Source organism: Verrucomicrobium sp. GAS474 (assembly GCF_900105685.1).
Classification (GTDB): Bacteria; Verrucomicrobiota; Verrucomicrobiia; order Methylacidiphilales; family GAS474; genus GAS474.
Window position 1 is genome coordinate 2,832,983 of record NZ_LT629781.1, and the last position, 20,854, is coordinate 2,853,836.

Annotated in this window: 15 protein-coding genes; 6 read left to right on the forward strand and 9 right to left on the reverse strand. The window is 65.0% G+C overall.

What is annotated here, in order from left to right; all coding sequences use genetic code 11:
- Positions 1 to 24 precede the first annotated feature (24 nt).
- The 3 genes from BLU04_RS11910 to BLU04_RS11920 all read left to right on the forward strand — a co-directional run bounded on the left by BLU04_RS11910 (position 25) and on the right by BLU04_RS11920 (position 4,788).
- Complete coding sequence (locus BLU04_RS11910) at positions 25 to 1,299, forward strand: SGNH/GDSL hydrolase family protein (RefSeq protein ID WP_093286311.1); 1,275 nt, start codon at positions 25 to 27, stop codon at positions 1,297 to 1,299.
- Positions 1,300 to 1,423: 124 nt separating this feature from the next.
- Entirely contained in the window at positions 1,424 to 3,238 is a 1,815-nt protein-coding gene (locus BLU04_RS11915) for a phosphoenolpyruvate carboxykinase (GTP) (protein WP_093286314.1), read from the forward strand.
- Between the two features lie 26 nt (positions 3,239 to 3,264).
- Entirely contained in the window at positions 3,265 to 4,788 is a 1,524-nt protein-coding gene (locus BLU04_RS11920) for an NAD(P)H-hydrate dehydratase (RefSeq protein WP_093286317.1), read from the forward strand.
- Between the two features lie 25 nt (positions 4,789 to 4,813).
- Here BLU04_RS11920 and BLU04_RS11925 read toward each other — a convergent pair whose 3' ends face one another.
- From BLU04_RS11925 to BLU04_RS11955, 7 genes are all read right to left on the reverse strand, one after another.
- On the reverse strand, positions 4,814 to 5,785 hold the full coding sequence (locus BLU04_RS11925) for an SAM hydroxide adenosyltransferase (protein WP_093286319.1): 972 nt from the start codon (positions 5,783 to 5,785) through the stop codon (positions 4,814 to 4,816).
- A 67-nt stretch (positions 5,786 to 5,852) separates the two neighbouring features.
- Positions 5,853 to 6,509 carry an HD domain-containing protein gene (locus BLU04_RS11930; RefSeq protein WP_093286322.1) on the reverse strand — a complete coding sequence of 219 codons (657 nt, stop codon included), beginning with the start codon at positions 6,507 to 6,509 and terminating at the stop codon, positions 5,853 to 5,855.
- On the reverse strand, positions 6,506 to 7,681 hold the full coding sequence (locus tag BLU04_RS11935) for an ATP-binding protein (RefSeq protein ID WP_162274681.1): 1,176 nt from the start codon (positions 7,679 to 7,681) through the stop codon (positions 6,506 to 6,508). The genes BLU04_RS11930 and BLU04_RS11935 overlap by 4 nt, the downstream gene beginning before the upstream one ends.
- A gap of 16 nt (positions 7,682 to 7,697) precedes the next feature.
- Positions 7,698 to 8,594: a CheR family methyltransferase gene (locus BLU04_RS11940; RefSeq protein WP_197672948.1), complete on the reverse strand. Its 897-nt coding sequence runs from the start codon at positions 8,592 to 8,594 to the stop codon at positions 7,698 to 7,700.
- Positions 8,591 to 12,151: a response regulator gene (locus BLU04_RS11945; protein WP_162274682.1), complete on the reverse strand. Its 3,561-nt coding sequence runs from the start codon at positions 12,149 to 12,151 to the stop codon at positions 8,591 to 8,593. Before BLU04_RS11945 ends, BLU04_RS11940 begins: the two co-directional genes overlap by 4 nt.
- Positions 12,152 to 12,309: 158 nt before the next feature.
- Positions 12,310 to 13,683, reverse strand: coding sequence for a hypothetical protein (locus tag BLU04_RS11950; RefSeq protein ID WP_093286329.1), 1,374 nt, complete (start codon positions 13,681 to 13,683; stop codon positions 12,310 to 12,312).
- Positions 13,684 to 13,737: 54 nt separating this feature from the next.
- Positions 13,738 to 15,567 (reverse strand): alpha-amylase family glycosyl hydrolase, encoded by a 1,830-nt coding sequence (locus tag BLU04_RS11955; protein WP_197672949.1) that lies wholly within the window; start codon positions 15,565 to 15,567, stop codon positions 13,738 to 13,740.
- 107 nt (positions 15,568 to 15,674) lie between these two features.
- On the opposite strand from BLU04_RS11955, the gene BLU04_RS11960 reads away from it, so the two are divergent.
- The 3 genes from BLU04_RS11960 (at position 15,675) to BLU04_RS11970 (ending at position 17,647) form a co-directional block, all read left to right on the forward strand.
- Complete coding sequence (locus tag BLU04_RS11960) at positions 15,675 to 16,355, forward strand: hypothetical protein (protein ID WP_093286334.1); 681 nt, start codon at positions 15,675 to 15,677, stop codon at positions 16,353 to 16,355.
- Between the two features lie 167 nt (positions 16,356 to 16,522).
- Positions 16,523 to 17,089, forward strand: coding sequence for a type 1 glutamine amidotransferase domain-containing protein (locus BLU04_RS11965; RefSeq protein WP_173862571.1), 567 nt, complete (start codon positions 16,523 to 16,525; stop codon positions 17,087 to 17,089).
- A 63-nt stretch (positions 17,090 to 17,152) separates the two neighbouring features.
- Complete coding sequence (locus BLU04_RS11970; RefSeq protein WP_093286339.1) at positions 17,153 to 17,647, forward strand: BON domain-containing protein; 495 nt, start codon at positions 17,153 to 17,155, stop codon at positions 17,645 to 17,647.
- A 134-nt stretch (positions 17,648 to 17,781) separates the two neighbouring features.
- On the opposite strand, the gene BLU04_RS11975 is transcribed toward BLU04_RS11970, so the two are convergent.
- Together BLU04_RS11975 and BLU04_RS11980 are read right to left on the reverse strand one after the other, a co-directional pair.
- Positions 17,782 to 18,339, reverse strand: coding sequence for a hypothetical protein (locus tag BLU04_RS11975; protein ID WP_093286342.1), 558 nt, complete (start codon positions 18,337 to 18,339; stop codon positions 17,782 to 17,784).
- A 103-nt stretch (positions 18,340 to 18,442) separates the two neighbouring features.
- Entirely contained in the window at positions 18,443 to 20,545 is a 2,103-nt protein-coding gene (locus BLU04_RS11980) for a hypothetical protein (RefSeq protein WP_157895316.1), read from the reverse strand.
- Positions 20,546 to 20,854: the final 309 nt, after the last annotated feature.

The window sequence follows — 20,854 nt, forward strand, 5'->3', positions numbered from 1 at the left end:
TTTTGGGTCAATGATCGAAATTCGATGAAACGCGTCCTCCTTTCACTCCTCTTTTCCCTCGGTTTCGGCACCGCTTCCCAGGCCGCCTTCCTGATCCAGCCGAACGATGTGGTGGCCATCTGCGGCGATTCGATCACCGAGCAGCAGATCTATTCGGTCTTCGTCGAGGACTACCTCCTCCTCTGCCAGCCGACGCCGGGGCAGCGGATCGTCCAGCTGGGCTGGGGCGGGGAACGGGTCGGCGGCTTCCTCTCCCGGCTCCAGAGCGATCTCTATCCCTTCAAGCCGACCGTCGTCACGACCTGCTACGGGATGAACGACGGCGGATACGTCCCGGTGAAGCCCGATATCGTCGAAACCTACCGGAAGGGGCTGACCGATACGGTTGCCGACCTCAAGAAGAACGGCGTCCGATCGATCGTTCTGGGGACGCCCGGCGTCGTCGATTCGACGACGTTCAAGCGCTCGGTCTCGGCGGCCGATTACAATGAGAACCTCCGCCAATTGAGCGATGCCGCCCTCGATGTCTCCCAGAAGGAGGGGGTCAACTTCGCCGATGTCCATGGACCGATGATGGAGGCGATGGGGAAGGCGAAGGCGGCCCTCGGCGACGCCTATGTCTTTGCGGGCGGCGACGGCGTCCATCCCGGCCCGAACGGCCACCTCCTCATGGCGGGGGCGATCCTGAAGGGCCTCGGCTGCGACGGGGCGATCGGAACGATCACCGTCGACCTCGCCTCGGGCAAGGGGGAGGGGACCCCTGGGCAGAAGATTGTCTCGGTGAAGGACGGCACGGTCGAGGTCGAGAGCACCCGCCTCCCCTTCTTCTTCGAGGGCGATCCGAAGGCCGTCGAGAGCACCCCCGCCGCGATCGTCGCCTTCACGACGTTCAACGAAGACCTGAACCGCTACCTCCTCGTCGTGAAGGGATTCAAGGGAGACAAGGCGAAGGTGACCTGGAGTAGCCCGGACGGCTCGGTCTCGGTCTCCCAGGTCTTCCCTGCCGCCGACCTCGAAAAGGGAGTGAACCTTGCGGCCGCCTTCATCGGGCAGACGCCGCTGAGCGCGGCCTTTCAGAAGGTCCACAACGCGGTGAAGATCCAGCAGTCCAACGAAGTCCCCCTCGTAAAGGGATTCTTTCACGGCCTGACCTCTTTCAAGAAGGTCGCCCCCCGGCACGACTCGACGTTCGATGATCTCAAGGCGGCGGCCCTGGAACAGGATGAGACGCTCTTCAAGGACGCCGTCGGGTGCATCGCTCCGGTCCGGCATCTCATCAAGATCGAGTCGGCCCCTTAAAAAGGCCTGAAATAAGTAAAAGTTGGGGTTGCCCGGGGCGTCTTCGGAGCAAATAATGAAGCGGAGCGGCTGACCGAGGTCCCCGGATCCGGTTCCGCTTCTTTTTTACCTCCCACCCCTCTTCATGAGCACCCCCATCCCGACGCACCCCGCCGTTCCTCCGACCTCCCATCGGAGACTTCTCCGCTGGATCGAAACCGTCGCCGAGCATCTGACGCCCGACCGCATCGTCTGGTGCGACGGGAGCAAGGAGGAGTACGACCGCCTCTGCCAGGAGATGGTCGACGCGGGGACGTTCAAGCGGCTCAACGCGGAAAAGCGGCCCAACAGCTACCTCGCCCTCTCCGATCCCGACGACGTCGCCCGGGTCGAGGACCGGACCTTCATCTGCAGCCGCGTCCGCGACGACGCCGGCCCGACGAACAACTGGATGAATCCACAGGAAATGCGGGCGAAGATGGAGGAGCTCTACGCCGGTTGCATGAAGGGACGGACGATGTACGTCGTCCCGTTCTGCATGGGGCCGCTCGGCTCCCCGCTTTCGATCATCGGCGTCGAGCTGACCGACTCCCCCTACGTCGTCGTCAGCATGAAGATCATGGCCCGGATGGGGACGGCGGTCCTCGCCGAGCTCGGCGACCGGGGCCGTTACGTCCCGTGCGTCCACTCGGTCGGGAAGCCGCTCGCCGCCGGGGAGAAGGACGTGCCCTGGCCGTGCAACAAGGAGAAGTACATCGTCCACTTCCCGGAGAAACGGACGATCTGGTCCTTCGGCAGCGGCTACGGCGGCAACGCGCTGCTGGGGAAGAAATGCCTCGCGCTCCGCATCGCCTCCGTGATGGCGCGCGACGAGGGATGGATGGCCGAGCACATGCTGATCCTCGGCGTCGAATCGCCCGCGGGGGAGAAGACCTACATCGCGGCGGCCTTCCCGAGCGCCTGCGGCAAGACGAACTTCGCGATGATCATCCCGCCCCCGGCCTTCAAGGGGTGGAAGGTGACGACGGTCGGCGACGACATCGCCTGGATCAAGCCCGACGCCGAGGGGCAGCTCCGCGCGATCAATCCCGAGGCGGGCTTCTTCGGCGTCGCCCCCGGCACCTCGGAACAATCGAATGCGAACGCGATGGCCTCGATGAAGGCCAATGCGATCTTCACGAACGTCGCCCTGACGCCCGACGGCGACGTCTGGTGGGAGGGGATGACCGACACGCCCCCGCCGAAGCTGACCGACTGGCAGGGCAAGGAATGGACCCCCGATTGCGGGCGCAAGGCGGCCCATCCCAATTCCCGCTTCACCGCCCCGGCCTCGCAGTGCCCCTGCATCGATTCGGCCTGGGAAGATCCGGCCGGCGTCCCGATCTCGGCCTTCGTCTTCGGCGGACGGCGGAGCAAGGACCTGCCCCTCGTCTTCCAGGCCTTCAACTGGAGCTACGGCGTCTACCTCGGGGCGACGATGGGCTCAGAGACGACGGCGGCCGCCGTCGGCGCCACCGGCCAGATGCGGCATGACCCGATGGCGATGCTTCCGTTCTGCGGCTATCACATGGGCGATTACTTCCGCCATTGGCTGAAGATGGGCAAGCGGGTGCCGCAGCCGCCCCGGATATTCCACGTGAACTGGTTCCGCAAGGGCGACGACGGGAAATTCCTCTGGCCCGGCTTCGGCGAGAACATGCGCGTCCTCAAGTGGATCGTCGGCCGCTGCCGCGGTCAGGCCTGGGGCGCCGAATCGCCGATCGGCTGGATGCCGCGCTACGGCGACATCGACTTCACCGGCCTCGATTTCCCCCAGAAGAAGTTCGAGGAGGCGATGGAGATCGACCACGATTCCTGGCGCCAGCAGACCCTCGGCCACGGCGAGCTCTTCCTGAAGCTCCAGGACCATCTGCCGAAGGAGATGATCTTCGAGCGGGAACTCCTGATCTGTCGCTTGTAAGGGGGCTGTGGTAGGTTGACGCCACCTTGAAGATCCTCACGAACGAAGAAGTCCGAGCAATCGAGAACCGGATCATCGCCTCCGGAACCTCCGCCGACACCCTGATGGAACGGGCGGCGGAGGGCATCGTCGCGGCGCTCGCTCGGGAATTTCCCGCCGCCCGGGACGTCCTTTGCCTGATCGGGAAGGGGAACAACGGCGGGGACGGCCTCGCCGTCGCCCGCCGCCTGGCCGAAGCGGGCTGGCGCGTCGCCGTCGGCCTGGCCTTCGAGCCCGCCGCCGCCACCCCCCTCTGTGCCGCGAAGTTGACATGGTTGCGGACGGCTTTTCCCGCCGTTCCCGTTTTTTCCCTGACCGAGCCTTCTCGACAACCGATCCCGTGGCCCGGAGCGCAGGGCCTCGTGATCGACGCCCTCCTCGGCATCGGGGCGAGGGGAGGCCTCTCGCCGGTCCTCGGGGAGATCGTCTCTCTCGTGAACCGGGAACGGAACGGACGTTTCTTCCGGGTCGCGGCCATCGACGGGCCGACCGGGGCGCATCGCCTGGCGGAGAAGGAGGAGGCCCTGATCGCCGACGTGACGCTGACGCTCGGCTTCGGCAAGGAGCCGCTCTTCGCCGAGGCCGCCGCCAATGCGGTGGGACGGATCATCGCCGTTCCGATCTTTGAAGGGCAGGAAGAGGAAGAGAGGGCGGCATCGGATCGGGCCGAGGCCTTGACGCCCCCGCTCCTCCTCCCGCTGGTGCCGCGCCGCGCCGCCCGGTCCCATAAGGGGACCTATGGCCGCATCCTGATCGTCGGCGGATCGCGCGGAATGACCGGCGCGCCTGTTCTCTCCTCCCTGGGTGCGCTCCGCTCCGGCGCGGGGCTCCTTCATATCGCGACGCGGAAGGAGGCCCTTGCGACGGTCTCCCTTCGGGCACCGCTCGAAGCGATGGTCGTGGCGGCGGGCGACGGGGCCGATTTCACGGGGCTGCTGGGAAGGATGTCGGTCCTCGTCGTGGGGCCGGGCCTCGGAACCGATTATGACGCCTCGGAACTGCTCCGCCGTATTTTGGCCGAGACGACGGTGCCGCTGGTCCTCGATGCCGATGCCCTGACGCTCGCGGCGCAGGACCGGACCCTCCTCGACGCCTGCCGGGGCCGGGCGATCCTGACCCCCCACCCGGGCGAGATGGAGCGGCTCCTCGGTCGCCCCTGCGCCGAGGCGGAGCGGGAAGCGGTGGCGGTCGGTTTTGCCGAGGAGCACGGCGTCGTCCTCGTCCTGAAGGGAGTCCGCACCGTGGTGGCGGCCCCCGGTGCTCCGGCGCGGCTCAACACGACGGGCAATCCCGGGCTGGCGGCGGGGGGGAGCGGCGATCTCCTCGCCGGGATGATCGCGGCGCAGGCGGGCCGGGGGCTGGCGTTGCGGGAGGCGGCCTCGCTGGCCGTCTGGCTCCATGGCCGGGCCGCCGATCTGGCCGTACGGTCGCGCGGGGCCGAGGAAGGACTCGGCGCGGTCGAAGTGGCGGAGTGGATCGCCCCCGCGCTGGCCGACCTGCGCGGCGCGTAGTTTGCCCAGGGCTTGAGCTTTTGCTTTAGGGCTCGAGCGTGAACGTATCGCCGAGGTGGGCCTTGAGCAGGCGCGCCGCCGATCCCTTGTTCACGATGATGAGGAGCTTGCCTTCGGGGGAGTAAATCGCGGCGTAACGGCCGATGGGGACTTCGTTCGGCGTGGCGACGAGGGGGGCATGGATCCGTTCCTTCCCGTAGAGGATCCGGAGCAGGGTTCCCTCCTTCAGCCATGTGGCGACGCCCTTCGGGATGTTCGTCACGATATTGCCCTCGGAATCGATGAAGAGGATTTCCCCGCTCACGGTCTGGCCGGCGGTGTGGGGGGTGTTGAAGGGGAGGAGATCGGGGGTCTTGACGGGGGTGCCGTAATCGTTGGTCTGCTTCTTCGGCGGCAGGGCGAGGGCGGGGGAGAGGGCGGCGAGGAGCGCGGCGAGGGCGTCGGGATCGTTCATGATGACGCGGGCCGGGGGGACCTCCCCTTCCTTGGTTTTCAGCGAACCGGCGGGGTAGTACTCCGGCTTGTCGAGGATCCAGACCTTGTCGATGTTTTCCCGGAGGAGGAGGAGGCTGACGATGGAGCCGCTCTCGGCCAGGTAGTATTTCTTCGCCTTGCTGCGGACGAGGAGGAGGGGGTGGTCCTTGCCGCCCTGGGTGGCGACGGCGATGACGAGGAGGTTCCCTTCGGCGATCCGGGCGGTGGCCTGGTCGACGAGGTAGGCCGAAAGGCGGTCGTCGGGAAGGGAGGGAAGGTCGAGGTCGTCGATCAGGTCGCTGGCGGGGAGGTTGGGGGAGGCGGTGGCCAGGGCGTCCTGGAGGGCCTTGGCATAGGCGCCGTGCTTGTCGGTCACGATGCCGACGGGGGCATACTTCGATTTCTTCGAGCAGCCCGTCCCGAGCAGGAGGGGGAGGGCCAGGAGGAGGGCGCAAGCCAGCCGGAGCAGCGAAACGCCCCGCGCCGCCTGATCCGATACCGATACCCTTGCCAATGGATGCACCTTTTCTAGTTAGCCCAAGAGATCGATTTGGCAACCCCCCTTTCCGCAGGGGGCTCCGGGGCGAAGCTCAGGAGAGGTCGACCTCGTCGAGGAATTCCTCCATGAAGCGGCGGAGCCGGTCCTGCCGGGTCGCGGCCATCCGGGCTCCGGCGGAGGTCTGGAAGCCGGAGGCGAGCTTCAGGAGCTTTTCCTCGAAGTGGTCGAGGGCGAAGCGGCGGTCGTCCCGGGGGCGATGCCGGGCGCGGGGATCGGCGGGATCGTAGAGGGCGCTGGCCATCCGCCCGGCGGTGTAAAAGCAGCGGGCGACGCCGATCATCCCGATGGCGTCGAGGCGGTCGGCATCCTGGAGGATCTTCGCCTCGAGCGTCCGGGGCGCGAGGGCCGCCGTGAAGCTGTGCGCCTCGACGGCGTGCCGTACGGCCTCGACCCGCTCGGCAGGCCAACCGAGGGAGCCCAGGACCGCGGCGGCCCGCTCCGCCGCGAGGCGCGAGGCTTGGGAGCGGAGGGGGGAGCTTTTCTCGACCGTCACGCAATCGTGGAGGAGCGTCGCCGCCGCCAGCACCTCGGCCTCGCCTCCTTCCTCGGCGTGGATGAGGAAGGCGTTTTTCCAGACCCGGACGAGATGGGCGAGGTCGTGCGCCCCGTCGCCCGCCCCGTCGATATGGGGGAGGAGGGCGGCCGCCAGGGCTTCGTGGGGCGCGAAGGAGGAAGTGGCGAGACTCATTTCGGTAGGGAGAAGGAGAAGACGCTGCCCTCGTCTTCCTTCCCCTCGGCCCACGTCTTCCCGCCGTGGTTCTCGACGATGGCGCGGACGGTGGCCAGGCCGACGCCGTTGCCCTCGAACTGGTCGTCGGAGTGGAGCCGCTGGAAGACGCCGAAGAGCTGGTTGACGTACTTCATGTCGAAGCCCGCCCCGTTGTCCCTGACGAAGAAGATCCGGTCGTTGCCGTTCTGGCTCTCGTTCCAGCCGACCTCGATCTTCGCGACGGGCCGGAGGCCGGTGTATTTCACGGCGTTCGAGAGGAGGTTGCTGAAGACCTGGCGGAGGAGGGTGGGATCGCCCTTCACCTCGGGGAGCTTCGCGATGGTCCACTCGATCCGCCGGTCCTCGGTGCGGAGGTCTTCCCGGACGATGTCGGCGATGAGGACATCGAGGTCGATCGGCTCCTCGCTCATCGCGACGTGGCCGGAGCGGGCGTAGTTCAGCATCGAGTGGATCAGCTCCCGCATCCGGATCGCCGATTTCTTCACTTTCTCGAGGTAATCCTGGAGCTCCTCGCTGAGCTGGGGTTTATACCGCTCGACGAGGCCGATGTAGCCGGTGATGTGGGAGAGGGGCGCGCGGAGGTCGTGGGAGACGGAGTAGCTGAACGACTCGAGGCTCGAGTTGGCGACCCGGAGCTCCCGGTTCTTCTTCTCCAGCTCGAGGTTCAGCTTGCTGACCTTCGCGGCGACGCGGATCTTGTCGTCGACCTCGGCCTCCAGCTGGTGACGGATGCGGGCGAGTTCGATGAAGACCTCGACCTTGGCGCGGAGGATGCCGGTGATGACCGGCTTGATGATGTAGTCGACGGCGCCGCTCGAATAGCCCTTGAACATCATCTCCTCGGAGACGAAGGAACCGGTGACGAAGATGATCGGCGTGTGGCGGGAACGGGGGCGCTGGCGGATCAGCTCCGCCGTCTCGAAGCCGTCGATGCCCGGCATGTGGCCGTCGAGGAGGACGACGGCGTAGTCGTCCCGCAGGAGGCGGGAGAGGGCCTCCTCGCCCGAGTTCGCCTTGACGAGTTCCTGACCCAGGCACTCCAGCGCGGCTTCCATGGAGAGGAGGTTGGAGGGCTCGTCGTCGACCAGGAGAATCTTGACCTTCGATGTAGTGCTGGTGCTGGTACTCATGGGAATGGGTTGGGTCTTAGTCGGCATGGATTTTGCGGTAGATGCGTTTCTTCTCGGCCACTTCCTCGTAGCGGTCCTGGTAGGAGGAGAGGTAGAGGCTCTCCCCGCTGCCGAGGGCGAAGAAGCCCCGGGGGATGAGGCTCTTCCAGATCAGGTCCCGGACGCGGGACTGAAGGTCGCGGTTGAAATAGATGAGGACGTTGCGGCAGAAGACGACGTGGAACTCGTTGAAGGAGCCGTCGCAGGCGAGGTTGTGGTGGGCGAAGACGATCCGCTCCGCAAGATGGGAGCGCATCATCGCGTTCTCGCCGTCGTGGACGTAGTAGTCGGAGAACTCGCGGGTGCCTCCGGCCGCCTTGTAGTTCTTGGAATACTCGGCGACGAGGGGGAAGGGGAAGACGCCCGACTGGGCCCGGGCGAGATTGCCCTCGTTGAAGTCGGTGGCGTAGATCCGGCAGCGGGAATAGAGGTCCTCCTCGTGGAGGAGGATCGCCAGGGAATAGGCCTCCTCGCCGGTCGAGCATCCGGCGACCCAGATGCGGATGAAGGGATAGGTCTGGAGCCAGGGAATGATCTCGGAGCGGACGGCCCGGTAGAAGGCGGCGTCTCGGAAGAGGGAAGTGGTGCGGATGGTCAGGATCTCGACGAGCTGCATCATGCCGTCGGCATCGCCGAGGACGCGCGCCTCCAGCTGGGCCACGTTCTCCAGCTTGAAATCGGCCAGGGCCCGCGCGACACGGCGTTCGAGGTAGCCTTCCGAGTAATGGCGGAAATCAAAGCCATACTGGTCGAAGACCTTCTCGAAGAGCCGGGGAACCGCCGCGACGAAGGAGGGATCGGCGGAGAGGAGGGAGATCCCGTCCTCGTCCTCTCCGGCGAAGGCTGCGGCGCGGGCGGAATCGTCGGTCATCATTTATAGAGCCAGACGCGGAGGAGCGAGCGGAGCTGCTCCATGTCGACGGGTTTGGTGACGTAATCGGACGCTCCCGCGTCGAGGCACTTCTCGCGGTCCCCCTTCATCGCCTTCGCCGTGATGGCGAGGATCGGCAGGTCGTGGTACTTCGGGTTCGCCCGGATCCGGCGCATCGCCTCGAATCCGTCCATCTCGGGCATCATGATGTCCATCAGGACGGCCCGGATCTCGGGATGCTTCTCGACCATCTCGATCCCCTCGCGGCCGTTGTTCGCGTAGAGCACCTGCATCCGGTATTGTTCCAAACCCGCGGTGATGGAGAAGATGTTCCGGGGGTCGTCGTCGACGATGAGGACAGCCTGCTCCGCGAGGATCGAGTCTTCCTGCCGTGCCAGCTCGATCGCCTGCCGCTTCCGCTCGGGGAGCTTGCTCTGGACGCGGTGGAGGAAGAGCGCCGTCTCGTCGAGCAGCCGCTCGGGGGACTTCACGTTCTTGATGATGATCGCCTCGCTGAACTGCTTCAGGTCCCGCTCCTCGGCCTCGGTCAGGCTCCGGCCGGTGTAGATGATGATCGGCAGGTTCTCGCCGCCCGGATGGTCCTTGATCCGCCGGATGAGGTCGAGGCCCCCGATGTCGGGCAGGCCGAGGTCGAGGATGATGCAGTCGTAATGCTTTTCCTCGATGGCGGCGAGGGCGGCGAGGCCGGTTCCCACCGCCGTCGTGACGACGTCGCCGTTGCCGATCAGCTCGATGAGGCTCTTCCGCTGGCGCTCGTCGTCCTCGACGATGAGGAGGTTCTTCACGGAGCGGGCGGCGAATTCCTTCACCTGGCCCAGCATCCCGTCGATCTGTTCCTTCGTGACCGGCTTCTTCAGGTAGGAGACGGCGCCGAGCTTCAGGCCGCGCTCCCGTTCCTCCCGGACGCTCATGATGTGGACGGGGATGTGACGGGTGGCGGCGGAATGCTTCAGCTGGTCGAGGACGACCCAGCCCTCGCGGTCGGGCAGGCCGAGGTCGAGGGTGATCGCGGCGGGCTTGAACCGCTCGGCGAGGAGCGGAACCGAACCGGCCTGGCGGGTGATGACGACCTTGAAGCCCTTCCCGTGGGCGAAATCGGCCATCAGCCCGGCGAAGTTGGCGTCGTCCTCGACGACGAGGAGGACGAGGTCCTCGGGAGAGATGTTCGCCCGGTCGTCCTCGACGCCGCCGCTCTCGCTGGCGAGTTCCTGGGGCTGGGCCGAAGCCGCCGGGGCATGGCCGTGGCCGATCCTCGGCTTCGGCTCCCAGGCCGAGGCGGGACGCTGGGGGGAGGGGGCCGCCGCGTCGGAGGCGGCGGCGAGGGTCGCGGGGAGAGTGAGGATGAAGGTGCTCCCCTGACCGAGGGTGCTGGAGACCCGGAGGGAGCCACCGAGGAGGCGGGCGATCTCCCGGCTGATCGAGAGGCCGAGGCCGGTGCCGCCGTAGCGGCGGGCGGTCCCCGATTCGGCCTGCTGGAAGGCCTCGAAGATGATCTGCTGCTTTTCCTCGGAGATGCCGATGCCGCTGTCCTTCACGGAGAAGGCGATCTCGCCGTTCGGGGCGATCCCCACCTTCAGGTGGACCACGCCCTGCTCGGTGAACTTGAAGGCGTTCGAGAGGAGGTTCTTCACGACCTGATGGACGCGCCGGACGTCGGTGCGGAGGGAATCGGGGAGGTTCGGGTCGAGATCGATCGTGAAGTCGAGCTTCTTCGCCTCGGCCATCGGGCGGAAGGCCCGCTCGATCGAATGGGCGAGGTCGACGTAGACGAGGTCGCCGATCTCGATGCCGACGGTCCCCGACTCGATCTTGGCGAGGTCGAGGATGTCGTTGATGAGCTGGAGGAGGTCGTTCCCGGCCCCGCGGATCGTCTCGGCGTATTGGATCTGCTTCTCGCTGAGGTTCCGCTCGCTGTTCTCGACAAGGATGTTCGAGAGGATGAGGAGGCTGTTCAGCGGCGTGCGGAGCTCGTGCGACATGTTCGCGAGGAACTCCGACTTGTACTTCGAGGTCTGGGCGAGCTGGCCCGCCTTTTCCTCGAGCGCCTGCTGGGCCTCCTCGATCTCGCGGTTCTTCCGCTCCATCTCGACCCGCTGCTCGTCGAGGCGGCGGGTCCGCTCCTCGAGCTCGGTGTTCGCCTGCCCCAGTTCCTCGTTCGTCTGCTGGAGCTCCTCGTTGGTCTGGCGGAGTTCCTCCTGCTGGGTCTGGAGGTTGGAAGAGAGGATCTCGGCCTGGGTGAGGAGCTCCTCGGTGCGCAGATTCGCCTCGATGGCGCTGAGGACGAGGCCGAAGCCGTTGAGGAGCTGGACGAGGAAGTTTTTCTGGAGTTCGGTCAGCTCCCGGAAGAAGGCGAGCTCGAGAACCCCCTTGGCCTTATCCTCGAAGAGGATGGGAAGGAGGACGAGGGAGCGGGGCAAGGCCTCCCCGAGGGTCGAGCCGATCGTGAAGTAATCGCGCGGGACGTCGTCGATGAAGAAGGGCTTTTTCTCGAGGAAACATTGCCCCAGGAGGCCTTCGCCCGGGCGGATCGCCCGGCGCTCCTCGGGAACCGCGAAGCCGGCCTGCCAGCGGAGGGCGAACTGCGGCTTGCCGCCCGACGTTCCGGGAACCGATTGCGCCAGGTAGAGGGAGGCGCGGCGGGTGTCGAGGATCGCGGCGAGCTGGGAGACGAGGGTCTGGCAGACTTCCTGGAGGCTCCTCTTCCCCTGGAAGAGGGAATTGAAATGGGCGAGGTTGCCCTTCAGCCATTCCTGTTTCGCCAATTGATCCTGGCGCTGCTCGACCTGGTCGGCCATCTGGTTGAAGACGGTCGCCAATTGGCCGATCTCGTCCCGGGCGATGACGTCGGCCCGTTTGCTGTAATCGCCCGCGCCGATCTTCGTCGCCGCGTTGGTGAGGGTCCGCAGGGAGCTGCTGATCCCGCGCACGATGATCCAGCTGGCCAGCGCCACGATGAGGAAGGCGGCGAGGGTGCCCCAGGTGATCGTGAGCCCGGTCAGGCTCTGGGCCGACGTGGCCCGTTCCTTGCGGTCGGCGAGCAGCCGCGATTCCTGGGCCTCCATCTTCTGGATGGTGAGGCGGCAGAACTCCATGTCCTGCTGGCCCTTCGCGAAGAGGGCGACCTCGTCGAGGCCGATCTTTCCCTTGGCCTGGAAAATATGGAGGACCCGCTGGAGGAGCTCCATCCGCTCGGCAAGGACCGGTTCCAGGTCATCGAGGTTGGCCTGCTGGGAGGCGTTATCCTTCGTGAGGGTGCGGATCTGCTGGAGGTCGTCGAGGACGAAGGGAGAGAGTTCGTCGAACCGGTTGAGGAGGCCCGGAAGCCGGGTGAGAAGGAAGCCGCGCTGGCTGCTCTCCGCCTCGGTGAGGTGCGCGGAGAGGCTCTCCATCTTCTGGAGGACGAGGGCGGTATGCTCGACCCACTCCGAATCGGAGTTCAGCTGCTTGAGATTATGAAAGGAGACGACGCCGATGAGGAGCAGGGAAACCAGCACCAAACCGTAGCCGATACTGATTTTGACGCCGATAGAGAGTTTCATCACTGCCATGCATAAGCGAAGACGGCGTGAATTCCAAATATGGAATCGACGCGCGGCTCACTTCTTTCTCCCTCCCCTTATTGCCTTGGAAGTCGGCAATAGGACAAAGATAGCCCAAAAAAGCCCAGCAAGAAAAGGTCAAATCGCGCCATGGGAAACTATTTGCCAATCCCGTCGGGGGCGAAGAGCTCGGTCCAGCCGAGCTTGAGGAGCGTCCCGGGAGAGTGGAACAGGGCGGCGCGGAGGCGGGGGGTGAAGTCTTCTTTCGGCTTTTCGATCGTCCCGGAGAGGGCGATCTCGGTCCAGCGGAAGCCATCGCGTTCTTCGGGGAAAAGGGTGACGCCGTGCTTCGGCAGCCACTTCAAGTCGTCGGGTCGGAGGCCGAAACGGATGGTGCCGGAGAGGACGCCGCCCTCGACGTGGACGTTGCCGTTCAGGGAGGCGAGGCCGGGGACCTCGACGGCAATGTCGGTGATGTCGGCGGCCGGATCCCGCCAGCGCCAGGCGAGCGAGACGCGGGAGAAGTGGAGGTCGCGGAAAGCGGGATTCCCGCTGAAAAGGGCGAGCTGGTCGAGGAGGGGCAGATGGGAGGCCGTCCCGTCGTTCACCCGGAGCGCGCCGTCGCCGTGCGATTTTTCGAGGCGGGTGCCATCCCCATCCCAGGCGGCCTCGCCGTCGACCGTACCCGCGATCCGGTGCGACCAGTCCTCGGGAAGCCAGGCCGAGAGAGGCATGCGGTCGAACTTGGTTTGCAATACCAGCGATTTGTCCTGCTGGAGCCCGGCCTTGCCCGAGAGGTAGAAGCGGCCCGGATCGGCGGGATCGGCGGGGGCGAGGACGACGTGCTCCAGCGTCAGCCACGGCTTGCTCAACGTCGCGGACACTTCGGCGAGGCGGAGCGGGGGGAGGGGAGGGAAGTCGAGCGCCCCGCTGCCGTCGTAGCTCTCGAAGCGCCAATCCTTCTTTCCGTAGGGGGTGATGAGGACCCGGATATGATGGATGCCGCCGGTCTGGCCCCGGAAGTTCCAGAGGACCTCGCCGCTCTCGCAGCGGACCTCCTTGAGGTAGATCCGCTTCGGCATGAGGAAGGCGTACCACGGCTTCTTCTTCACGGGCAGGGGGATCTTCGCGGCTTGGTCGGCCTTGCGGAGGGTGATCGACGCGTGGTCGAGGGAGACCCAGTCGAGGGTCCAGCGGCGGAGGAGGACGCCCCACGGGTTGAAGCGGCCCGCGATGCCGTCGGCGTCGAGGGCGGCGATGCTCTCCCCCGGGCGGCCGACGCTCCGCCAGCCCGCCGTCGTCACCTCGAGGCCGTCGGGATGGAAGAGATCGTATTTCCCCTCGACCTTCAATCCGTGGGAGGTCGACTCGGAGACCCTGTCGCGGAAGAGGTCGCTGGCAACGTAGGCGGTGAGCCGTTCCCCGACCAGGAATCCCCCCGCGATGCCGACCGCGAGGAGGAGCAGCAAGACGGCCGCGCTCCAGGCGAGGCCCCGGCGATGCTGGTTGAGGAAGGAAACGAAGAAGGCCACTTACCCACGTTAACGCAGTTTCAACGCATTGCGAATCGCAAGGAAGCGGGGGCCTTACGATTCCCAGACGTCGCGCCACTTGGCCATCCCCTCGTACGGGAGCGGGCGGCGGCGGGTGGTCCGGTTTTCTCGGCGGGGCTGATCGATGCCCTCGTCGGCGAAGAGGACGAATTTGTAGGCGATGGTGATCCCCGCGCTCGCCTCGAAGACGAGCTGGCCGAACCACGTCGTCCCGTTCACGTAATCGAGCGGCACCGCGCGGCTCAGATCCCATTCCCCCAGCTCCGGGCAGTTCCCGATGACGGCGATCCGTTCCCCCGGCTGGGTGTGGATGCCGTTGAGTTGAAGGTGGATCACGGTCTTTCCGGTCACCACCTGGCCGATCCAGCTCAGGACGATCGCCTCCTGGGCCGCGAGGGAGACGTTCTCGATCGCCCCGTCCCGGACGGTGAGTTCCCGTCCGGTGAGGAGGCATCGGTGGAGGCCGTCGGAGAGGGAGGTCTCGATCCGGGGGACGGTGACCTCGCCGCCCTTGTTGAGAAGGGTGAAGCACCGGGAGTCGCGGTAGACGCGGGTGAAGGCGAACAGGTCCTTGGTGACGTAACGCTCCCGCTGGGCGCCCCATTGGATGGCGGGATTGTGTTTCCGCTCGTCGGAGAGGATCTTCAGGACACGGGTCATCTCGGTCGGTGCCCATCCGCTCATCATGGGGCGGTTGTAGGGATCCTCGCCGCCGTCGGTGTCGTTGTGGAGGTATTGTTCGGCCCCGTAATAGATGCAGGGGATGCCGCGGCAGGTCATGAGGAGGATGTGGGCCAGCCGATGGGTCGCATCGGAAGCGCCGAGGGACTGGAAGCGGGGCATGTCGTGATTCTCGCAGAAGGTGACGAGCTCATTCGCACCCCGGTAGCGGATGCCCTTCTCGAAGACCTGCTGGACCGCGCCGAAGCCGTCCGGATGGTTCTGGGCCAGCGCCGCCCGCACGGCGTAGCAGAGGCCGAAGTCGAGGGTCGTCATCCCCGATTTGTTCGCAAACTCGACCGACTCCGGGACCTCGGGATCGCTCGCGTACCATTCGCCGAAGATGAAGAGGTCGGGCTTGTGGAACTGCCACTCGGAGGTCACCTCCTGCCAGAACCAGAGCGGCATGTGCTTCACCGTGTCGATCCGGAGGGAATCGACCCCGCGGTCCAGCCACGCCTTGATCGTCTCGACGATGTAGCGGCGGTAGAGAATGTTGTTCTCGTTGAAGGTCGCCAACCCGGCCAGCTCGCAGTTCTTCACCTGCCAGTCGTCCTGCCAGTTCGTGACCTCGCCGTAATGGTGGTACCAATGGTCCTTGTCGTCATTGAAGTCGGCGACCAGCTTGCCGTCATCGTAGAGCTTGCCCTTGCCGTTCGGGGTTTCGGGGTTGCTGTGGTTGCAGACGATATCGAGGATGAACTTCATCCCGCGCCGGTGGAGCTGGTCGAGGAGTTCGTCGAAGACGGTGTGGGGATGGCTGAAGAGATGGACCTCGTCGGGCTGGTTCACCCAGCGGGAGTTGAGCTTCTTGAAATCCTGGGCCCAGTAGCCGTGCATCGGGGCGTTGCCGCCGAACATCCCTTCGACCTGCTCGAAGAGGGGCGTGCACCAGATCGCGGTCACCCCCATCGCCTGGAGGTAATCGAGCTTGTCGATCACGCCCTGAAGGTCGCCGCCCCAGTATTTGCGCCAGTCCTTGTGCTCCAGGTCGTCGAGCGTCGGATCGAGGAGACCCTGCTTCGGTCCCGCGCCGTTGAGGAAGCGGTCGACGACGATGAAGTAGATGGTTTCGCTGCGGAACTCGGCGTCGGAGACCCGCAGGAGGACATCCGTTTCCGCGGGGTAGGGGGTGGAAGGCACCCTCCACTTTACACGCCCTCTCGCGGAACGCAAAAAAGAAGGGCTCGCCCTTTCCGGCGGCGGCTCGCTCCGATTGCGCATCGGCGCGGAGGCGCTTAAATTAAGGGATGAAAGCCATCGCTGAAAACCTTTGGATCGAGCACTTCGACCTCAACGTCCTCGGCGGACACCTTGGCCGGGTGGTCACGGTGATCCGGCTGAAGACGGGGGAACTGATCATCCACTCGACCGCTCCGTTTTCCCGCGCCCACGTCGCGGAGATCGAGGCGCTGGGCCGTCCCTCGTGGCTCGTCGACTCGATGCTGCGGCACGACACCTTTGCGAAAGAGGGCCGCGCCGCCTTCCCCTACCTGCCCTACCTCGCGCCCGAGGGGTTTGCCGAGGCGGCCCATGTCAACGCCCGGCCCCTTCTGCCGCCTCCCGCCGCGTGGAGGGGCGAGGTCGAGGTGCTGCTGATCGAGGGGATGCCGAAGGCGAAAGAGCACGTCTTCCTTCACATCCCCTCCCGGACGCTGATCGTCGCCGACTTGGTCTTCAATTTCGGTCCTTCCTCGGGATGGACCCATTTCCTCCGGGAAAAGGTCGTCGGCATCCACGACCATCCCGACGTGGCGCGGAACCTGCCCGGCCAGATCGAGGACCGGGCCGCCTTCGACCGCTCGGTGCGGAGGATGCTCGAATGGGATTTCGACCGGATCATCGCCGGGCACAACGAAGTCGTGGAGACCGGCGGCAAGGAAGGCCTGCGCCGGGCCCTCGCCAATCACGACGTCCTCCCCGCCGGATAAGCCGCCGCTCCGCCACCCTCTTTCGTGCGAAAGAAGGGTGCCAACGATGCAGGCTGCAACCCGGAGGGCAGGGGAGGGAAAGGGGGTTGATCGGAAAGTCGCTGGAATCAAGCGGCTTACGCCTGAATCCCGGACGCTGGCACGTGATCTGATCCTCCCCTTTTATTATGACTACATACCGCTTGGATGGAAAAAAGATCGCCGTGGTCGTCGCCGACGGCTTCGAGCAAAGCGAATTTCAAAAGCCGGTCAACGCCTTGCGCGACGCGGGAGCCGAGGTCACCGTGATTTCGACCAATGAGCAGGAAGTCAAAGGCTGGAGCGACCATAACTGGGGAGCCTCGATCCTGGTTGATCTCCCTATCGGAAACGCCACCTGCGACGACTACGACGGCCTCCTGCTTCCCGGAGGTGTGATGAATCCCGACACGCTCCGCCAGGATCAGGACGTGGTCGATTTCGTCCGCGACTTCTTCGACCAGGGCAAGCCCGTCGCCGCGATCTGCCACGGTCCCCAATTGCTGATTGAGGCCGATGTCGTCGAGGACCGCAAGCTGACCTCTTACCCCTCGATCCGCACCGACCTCGAAAACGCCGGCGCCGAATGGGTCGACGAGGAAGTCGTCGTCGACCAGGGCCTCGTCACCAGCCGTAGCCCCGCCGACATCCCGGCCTTCAACGCCAAGATGGTCGAGGAATTCGCCGAGGGCATCCACTCCGGCCAGCACGCCTAGAAAGGCCCCGCCCCCCGATCCTTTCCCGCAACAACCCTAGAAACAAATACCGAATCACCCTCCATGAAGACCTCCTTGAAGATCGTCGCCCTCGCGGGCGCCGCCGCCACCCTCTCCCTGGGCAACATGTCCCTCGTCGCGCAAACTCAGTCGAGCCCGAGCAGCAAGAGTGCCTCCTCCGATACCTCCAGCAGCGCCGCCACCGCGGCCACCGAAGGAGCCCAGACCTCGAAGGACAACGTCGCCACGACGACCGCGAAGCAGACCCAGGACCGCAACGAATCGACCGTCCCCGTCATCCAGTCGACCGCCTCCGACGATCTGAAGGTCACCCAAGACATCAAGCAGGCCCTGAAGAACGACCCGAACCTCTCCCTGAAAGCCAAGCACGCCCGCGTCGTCACCACCGCCAACGGCGAGGTCTACCTCTGGGGCAAAGTGAAGAGCCAGGAAGAAGAGCAGCGCGTCATCGCGATCGCCAGCCCCCTCGTCGGCAACCGCGTCCTCAAGAGCAAGCTCCAGCAGCCCCTCGGCGACAAGCCGACGCAGAACAAGTAATACGCCGCATCCAACACGTCGTCACATCGCCGCGTCCCGATCATCGCGATCGGGGCGCAGTCTTTTTTGATGCGGTATCAGGAGAGGCGAACTGACCGGGGGCCATCTTTTAAAGACGTTATCGAAAGATTCCTCTAAAGGATCGTGGCGGGCTTTTGCTGGTCGATACTCGTGGTCGTGTTCGTCGTCGAGATATCGGTCGCCCCGATTTCCTCGAACATGGCGCGCACTTCCTTTGCCTGGACCGAGTCGATGCAATGAACCGCCATGAGCGTCTTTCCCTTGCGCACCTTTTCGTCATAGGTCCCTGCCTCGTATTCGGTCAAGCCGAAGCCGATGAGGCCGCCGCCGATACCTCCCACGGCTGCGCCCACTGCCGCGCCGCTGAGAGCGGTCATGACGGGGCCGGCTGCCAGGAATGGCCCGACGCCGGGGATGACCAGCAGGCCGAGGCCCAACAGAAAACCGCCGACACCGCCGAGAACACCCAAGGCGGTGCCGCCGACAACGGCACCTTCGGGGGCTTTCGTTGAGTTCACCGAGGAAAGCTTATTCGTTCCGGGGGCATTGAGATAAAGGAGGGAGATCGAATCGGGGAGGATGGCGGCATCGCGAAAGCGATAGACTGCGAATTCGACCTGCTCGGCATCGGAAACAAGAGCAAAGACGGTGGGTGTTTTGACGGTGATCATAAGGGATGGGTCAATATTAAGGAAGAAGCGGGTGGATATCTATGGGTCTACTCCCCGTGTCGATTGCATGATCGGGCAGAGGATCGAAAACGTGGAGACCCGATCAGGCGGCTGCGGCGGAGCTTCTTCTCCCTAGGTTTTCGGCGAATGTCTTCGCCCGCAGGAACCATTCCTTGATCGGCTCCAGGTCGGGGCAGCGCTGGAGGACGACGCCGTAGATTTCCATCCTGGCGGTGGCGGCCCGGGCGGCGAGGCGCAGGAGGTCCGACGTGGTCGCGCCCAGATAGGCTGAAACCACGATGACCTGGGTCCTGGGCGGAGCCACGAGGAGGAGGTGCCACTGCTCCAGGAGCGGAGGGCCGTCGATGAGGATGAAATCCCATTTTTCCGTCAGCCGGGTCAATTCGGGTGCAAGGGATCGGCGGGAGATCAGGCTGTCGATATCGCCCTCGAAATCTCCGGCATCGATCATCGCCAGTTCCTGCACGGCAGAATAGGCGATGTGCTTTTCGATCCCGTCATCGGCGAATAGCCAGTCGGCGAGGCCGCTGGCCGGGGTGACGCCGAGACGGCGGGCGAGGCGTTTGTCGGAGAAGTTGAGGCTGACGACAAGGGTCTTCTTTTCCGACTTCGCCAGAAGAATGGCGAGCTGGGCCAGAACCTCGGTCGAATCGCCCCCCACGCCGACGGTGGTGAGGGCGAAGATCTGATTTTCCCGGCTGGTGAACGAATCCCGCAAGAGCTGCCCGCGAATGAAACCGAGGTCCGAGGGGGAGTCGGTGAAGTGGGTGGGGGGACGTCCCGAGGCGGCCTGAAGGGGAAGCGTTGCGAGGCAGGGGAAACCGGTGGCGAGTTCGATCTGGATCGGAGCCCGAAGGCGGGAGTCGAGCAGATGGATGAGGAAGGCGATGGCCGCGCCTCCGGAGAGGCCGAAAAAACCGCCGAGGACGAGGTTGAGGAAGAGGCTGGGCCGGGCGGGCTTCTTGTCCGCGAGTCCGGGATCGACGACGGCGAAGACGCTGGCCTGGTTTTCCACGCCGCCCTCCGGCTTGTCTTCGGCAAGGAGGCGCTGGCGGAGGTTGAACTCGCTGAAGGCACGGTCGAGATCGCCCTTTTTCATCTGAAGCTGTTTGATGCTTTTCTCGTTTTCCGCCACTTGCCCGGAGAGGACTCCTTCCTCGGTGCGGCTGATTTTGAGGGAGACGCGGAGGGACTGGGCAAGGTGGAAGCCCTGCCGGGAAACCTGGCTTCGGAGGTCGCGCACCTCGCCCCGCTTCCCGTCGAGGCGGGCTCCTTGCGTCAGGTGGGAGGCGAGGGAGGCGTATTCGGATTCGACGAGGATGAGCTGGGTCTTGAGGTTGTTGATCGTCGCGTCATTGCTGAAGGTGGGGAACTCCTCGAGGGGGAATTTATCGGAGGCATATGCGTCGAGCTCCCTCACTTGTTCTTCCAGCTTGAGGCGTTCCCCGCTCACGATTGCGAGATTGTCGAGAAGCTTCCCCGCCGTGCCTCTGGCAAGGAGAAGCTGGGACTGGACGTCGCCCAACCGTCCGGCGAGTGAGTTCATCGTCATGAGCTGGTCGAAGAGGGCATTGACCACCCGGGTGGCGAACTCGGGGCTCCGAGACTCGACGACGATCGTCCCGAGACGGCTGTTCCGCGTGGAGGTGATCCGGATGTTCGCGCGGTCGGAGTCGAAACGGCGGAGGGAAATCTTCGGTTCCTTGTCGGTGAAGGCGAGGGCACCGGGCAGGACATCGAGCTGCCGGGCGATGGCCTGCTTGATCTCCCGCCCCGGGATGCTGAGGATGAGGCTCTGCACCATTTCCCGCGCGGTCTCGGCGTCGTTCGCATTTTCGGCCGTGGTCTGGAAAGGGATCTGGTCGACAAGGAAGACGCCTTTGGCCTGATAGGTGCGCGGGGTGAACAGATACATGACGATCCCCATCAGAAGCCCGAAGGCGAGGCCGATGAGCCAGATATGCATCTGCTCCCTCGCGATGACGAAGAAGTTCTGGAAAGTGGGATCGCGGCTTTCGTCGGCGACGTAATCGACCGGAATCGGCGCGGCGGGGTGGGGCAGGAGGAGGGCGTGTCTGGCCGCAGCCTCTCCCATGCCGTAGCCCTTTCTGGTGGCGATTGCGTGGGCGTTGACCGCGGACGGGGGCAATGCGCCGGGAAAGGGAGGCGGAAGGGGAGTGGGCATGTTTCGTGGGTGGGAAAAGAGCGAAAGTCAGGGAAGGCTCACGGGTAACCTAACACACGGAAGGATCGCAACGGCGGTCCCGAAAAAATCGAAGGGAATTTTCAGCGCGGCAATGGATGCCCGTGGGGGAGTAGGCGGCCTCCGCTTTTGGAGGCGTGGAGTGGGTGATGGGACAAGGCTGCCGTATGACATCAGAGGCATGCGTCAGAGAACGCTGCGCGGAACACCTTACGGGTTTCCCCTAAGAGGAGTGCGCGGGAGAGGAAAGATGGAAAGGCCGACTCCGAGATCGAAAAAGAAGGTTTCGGT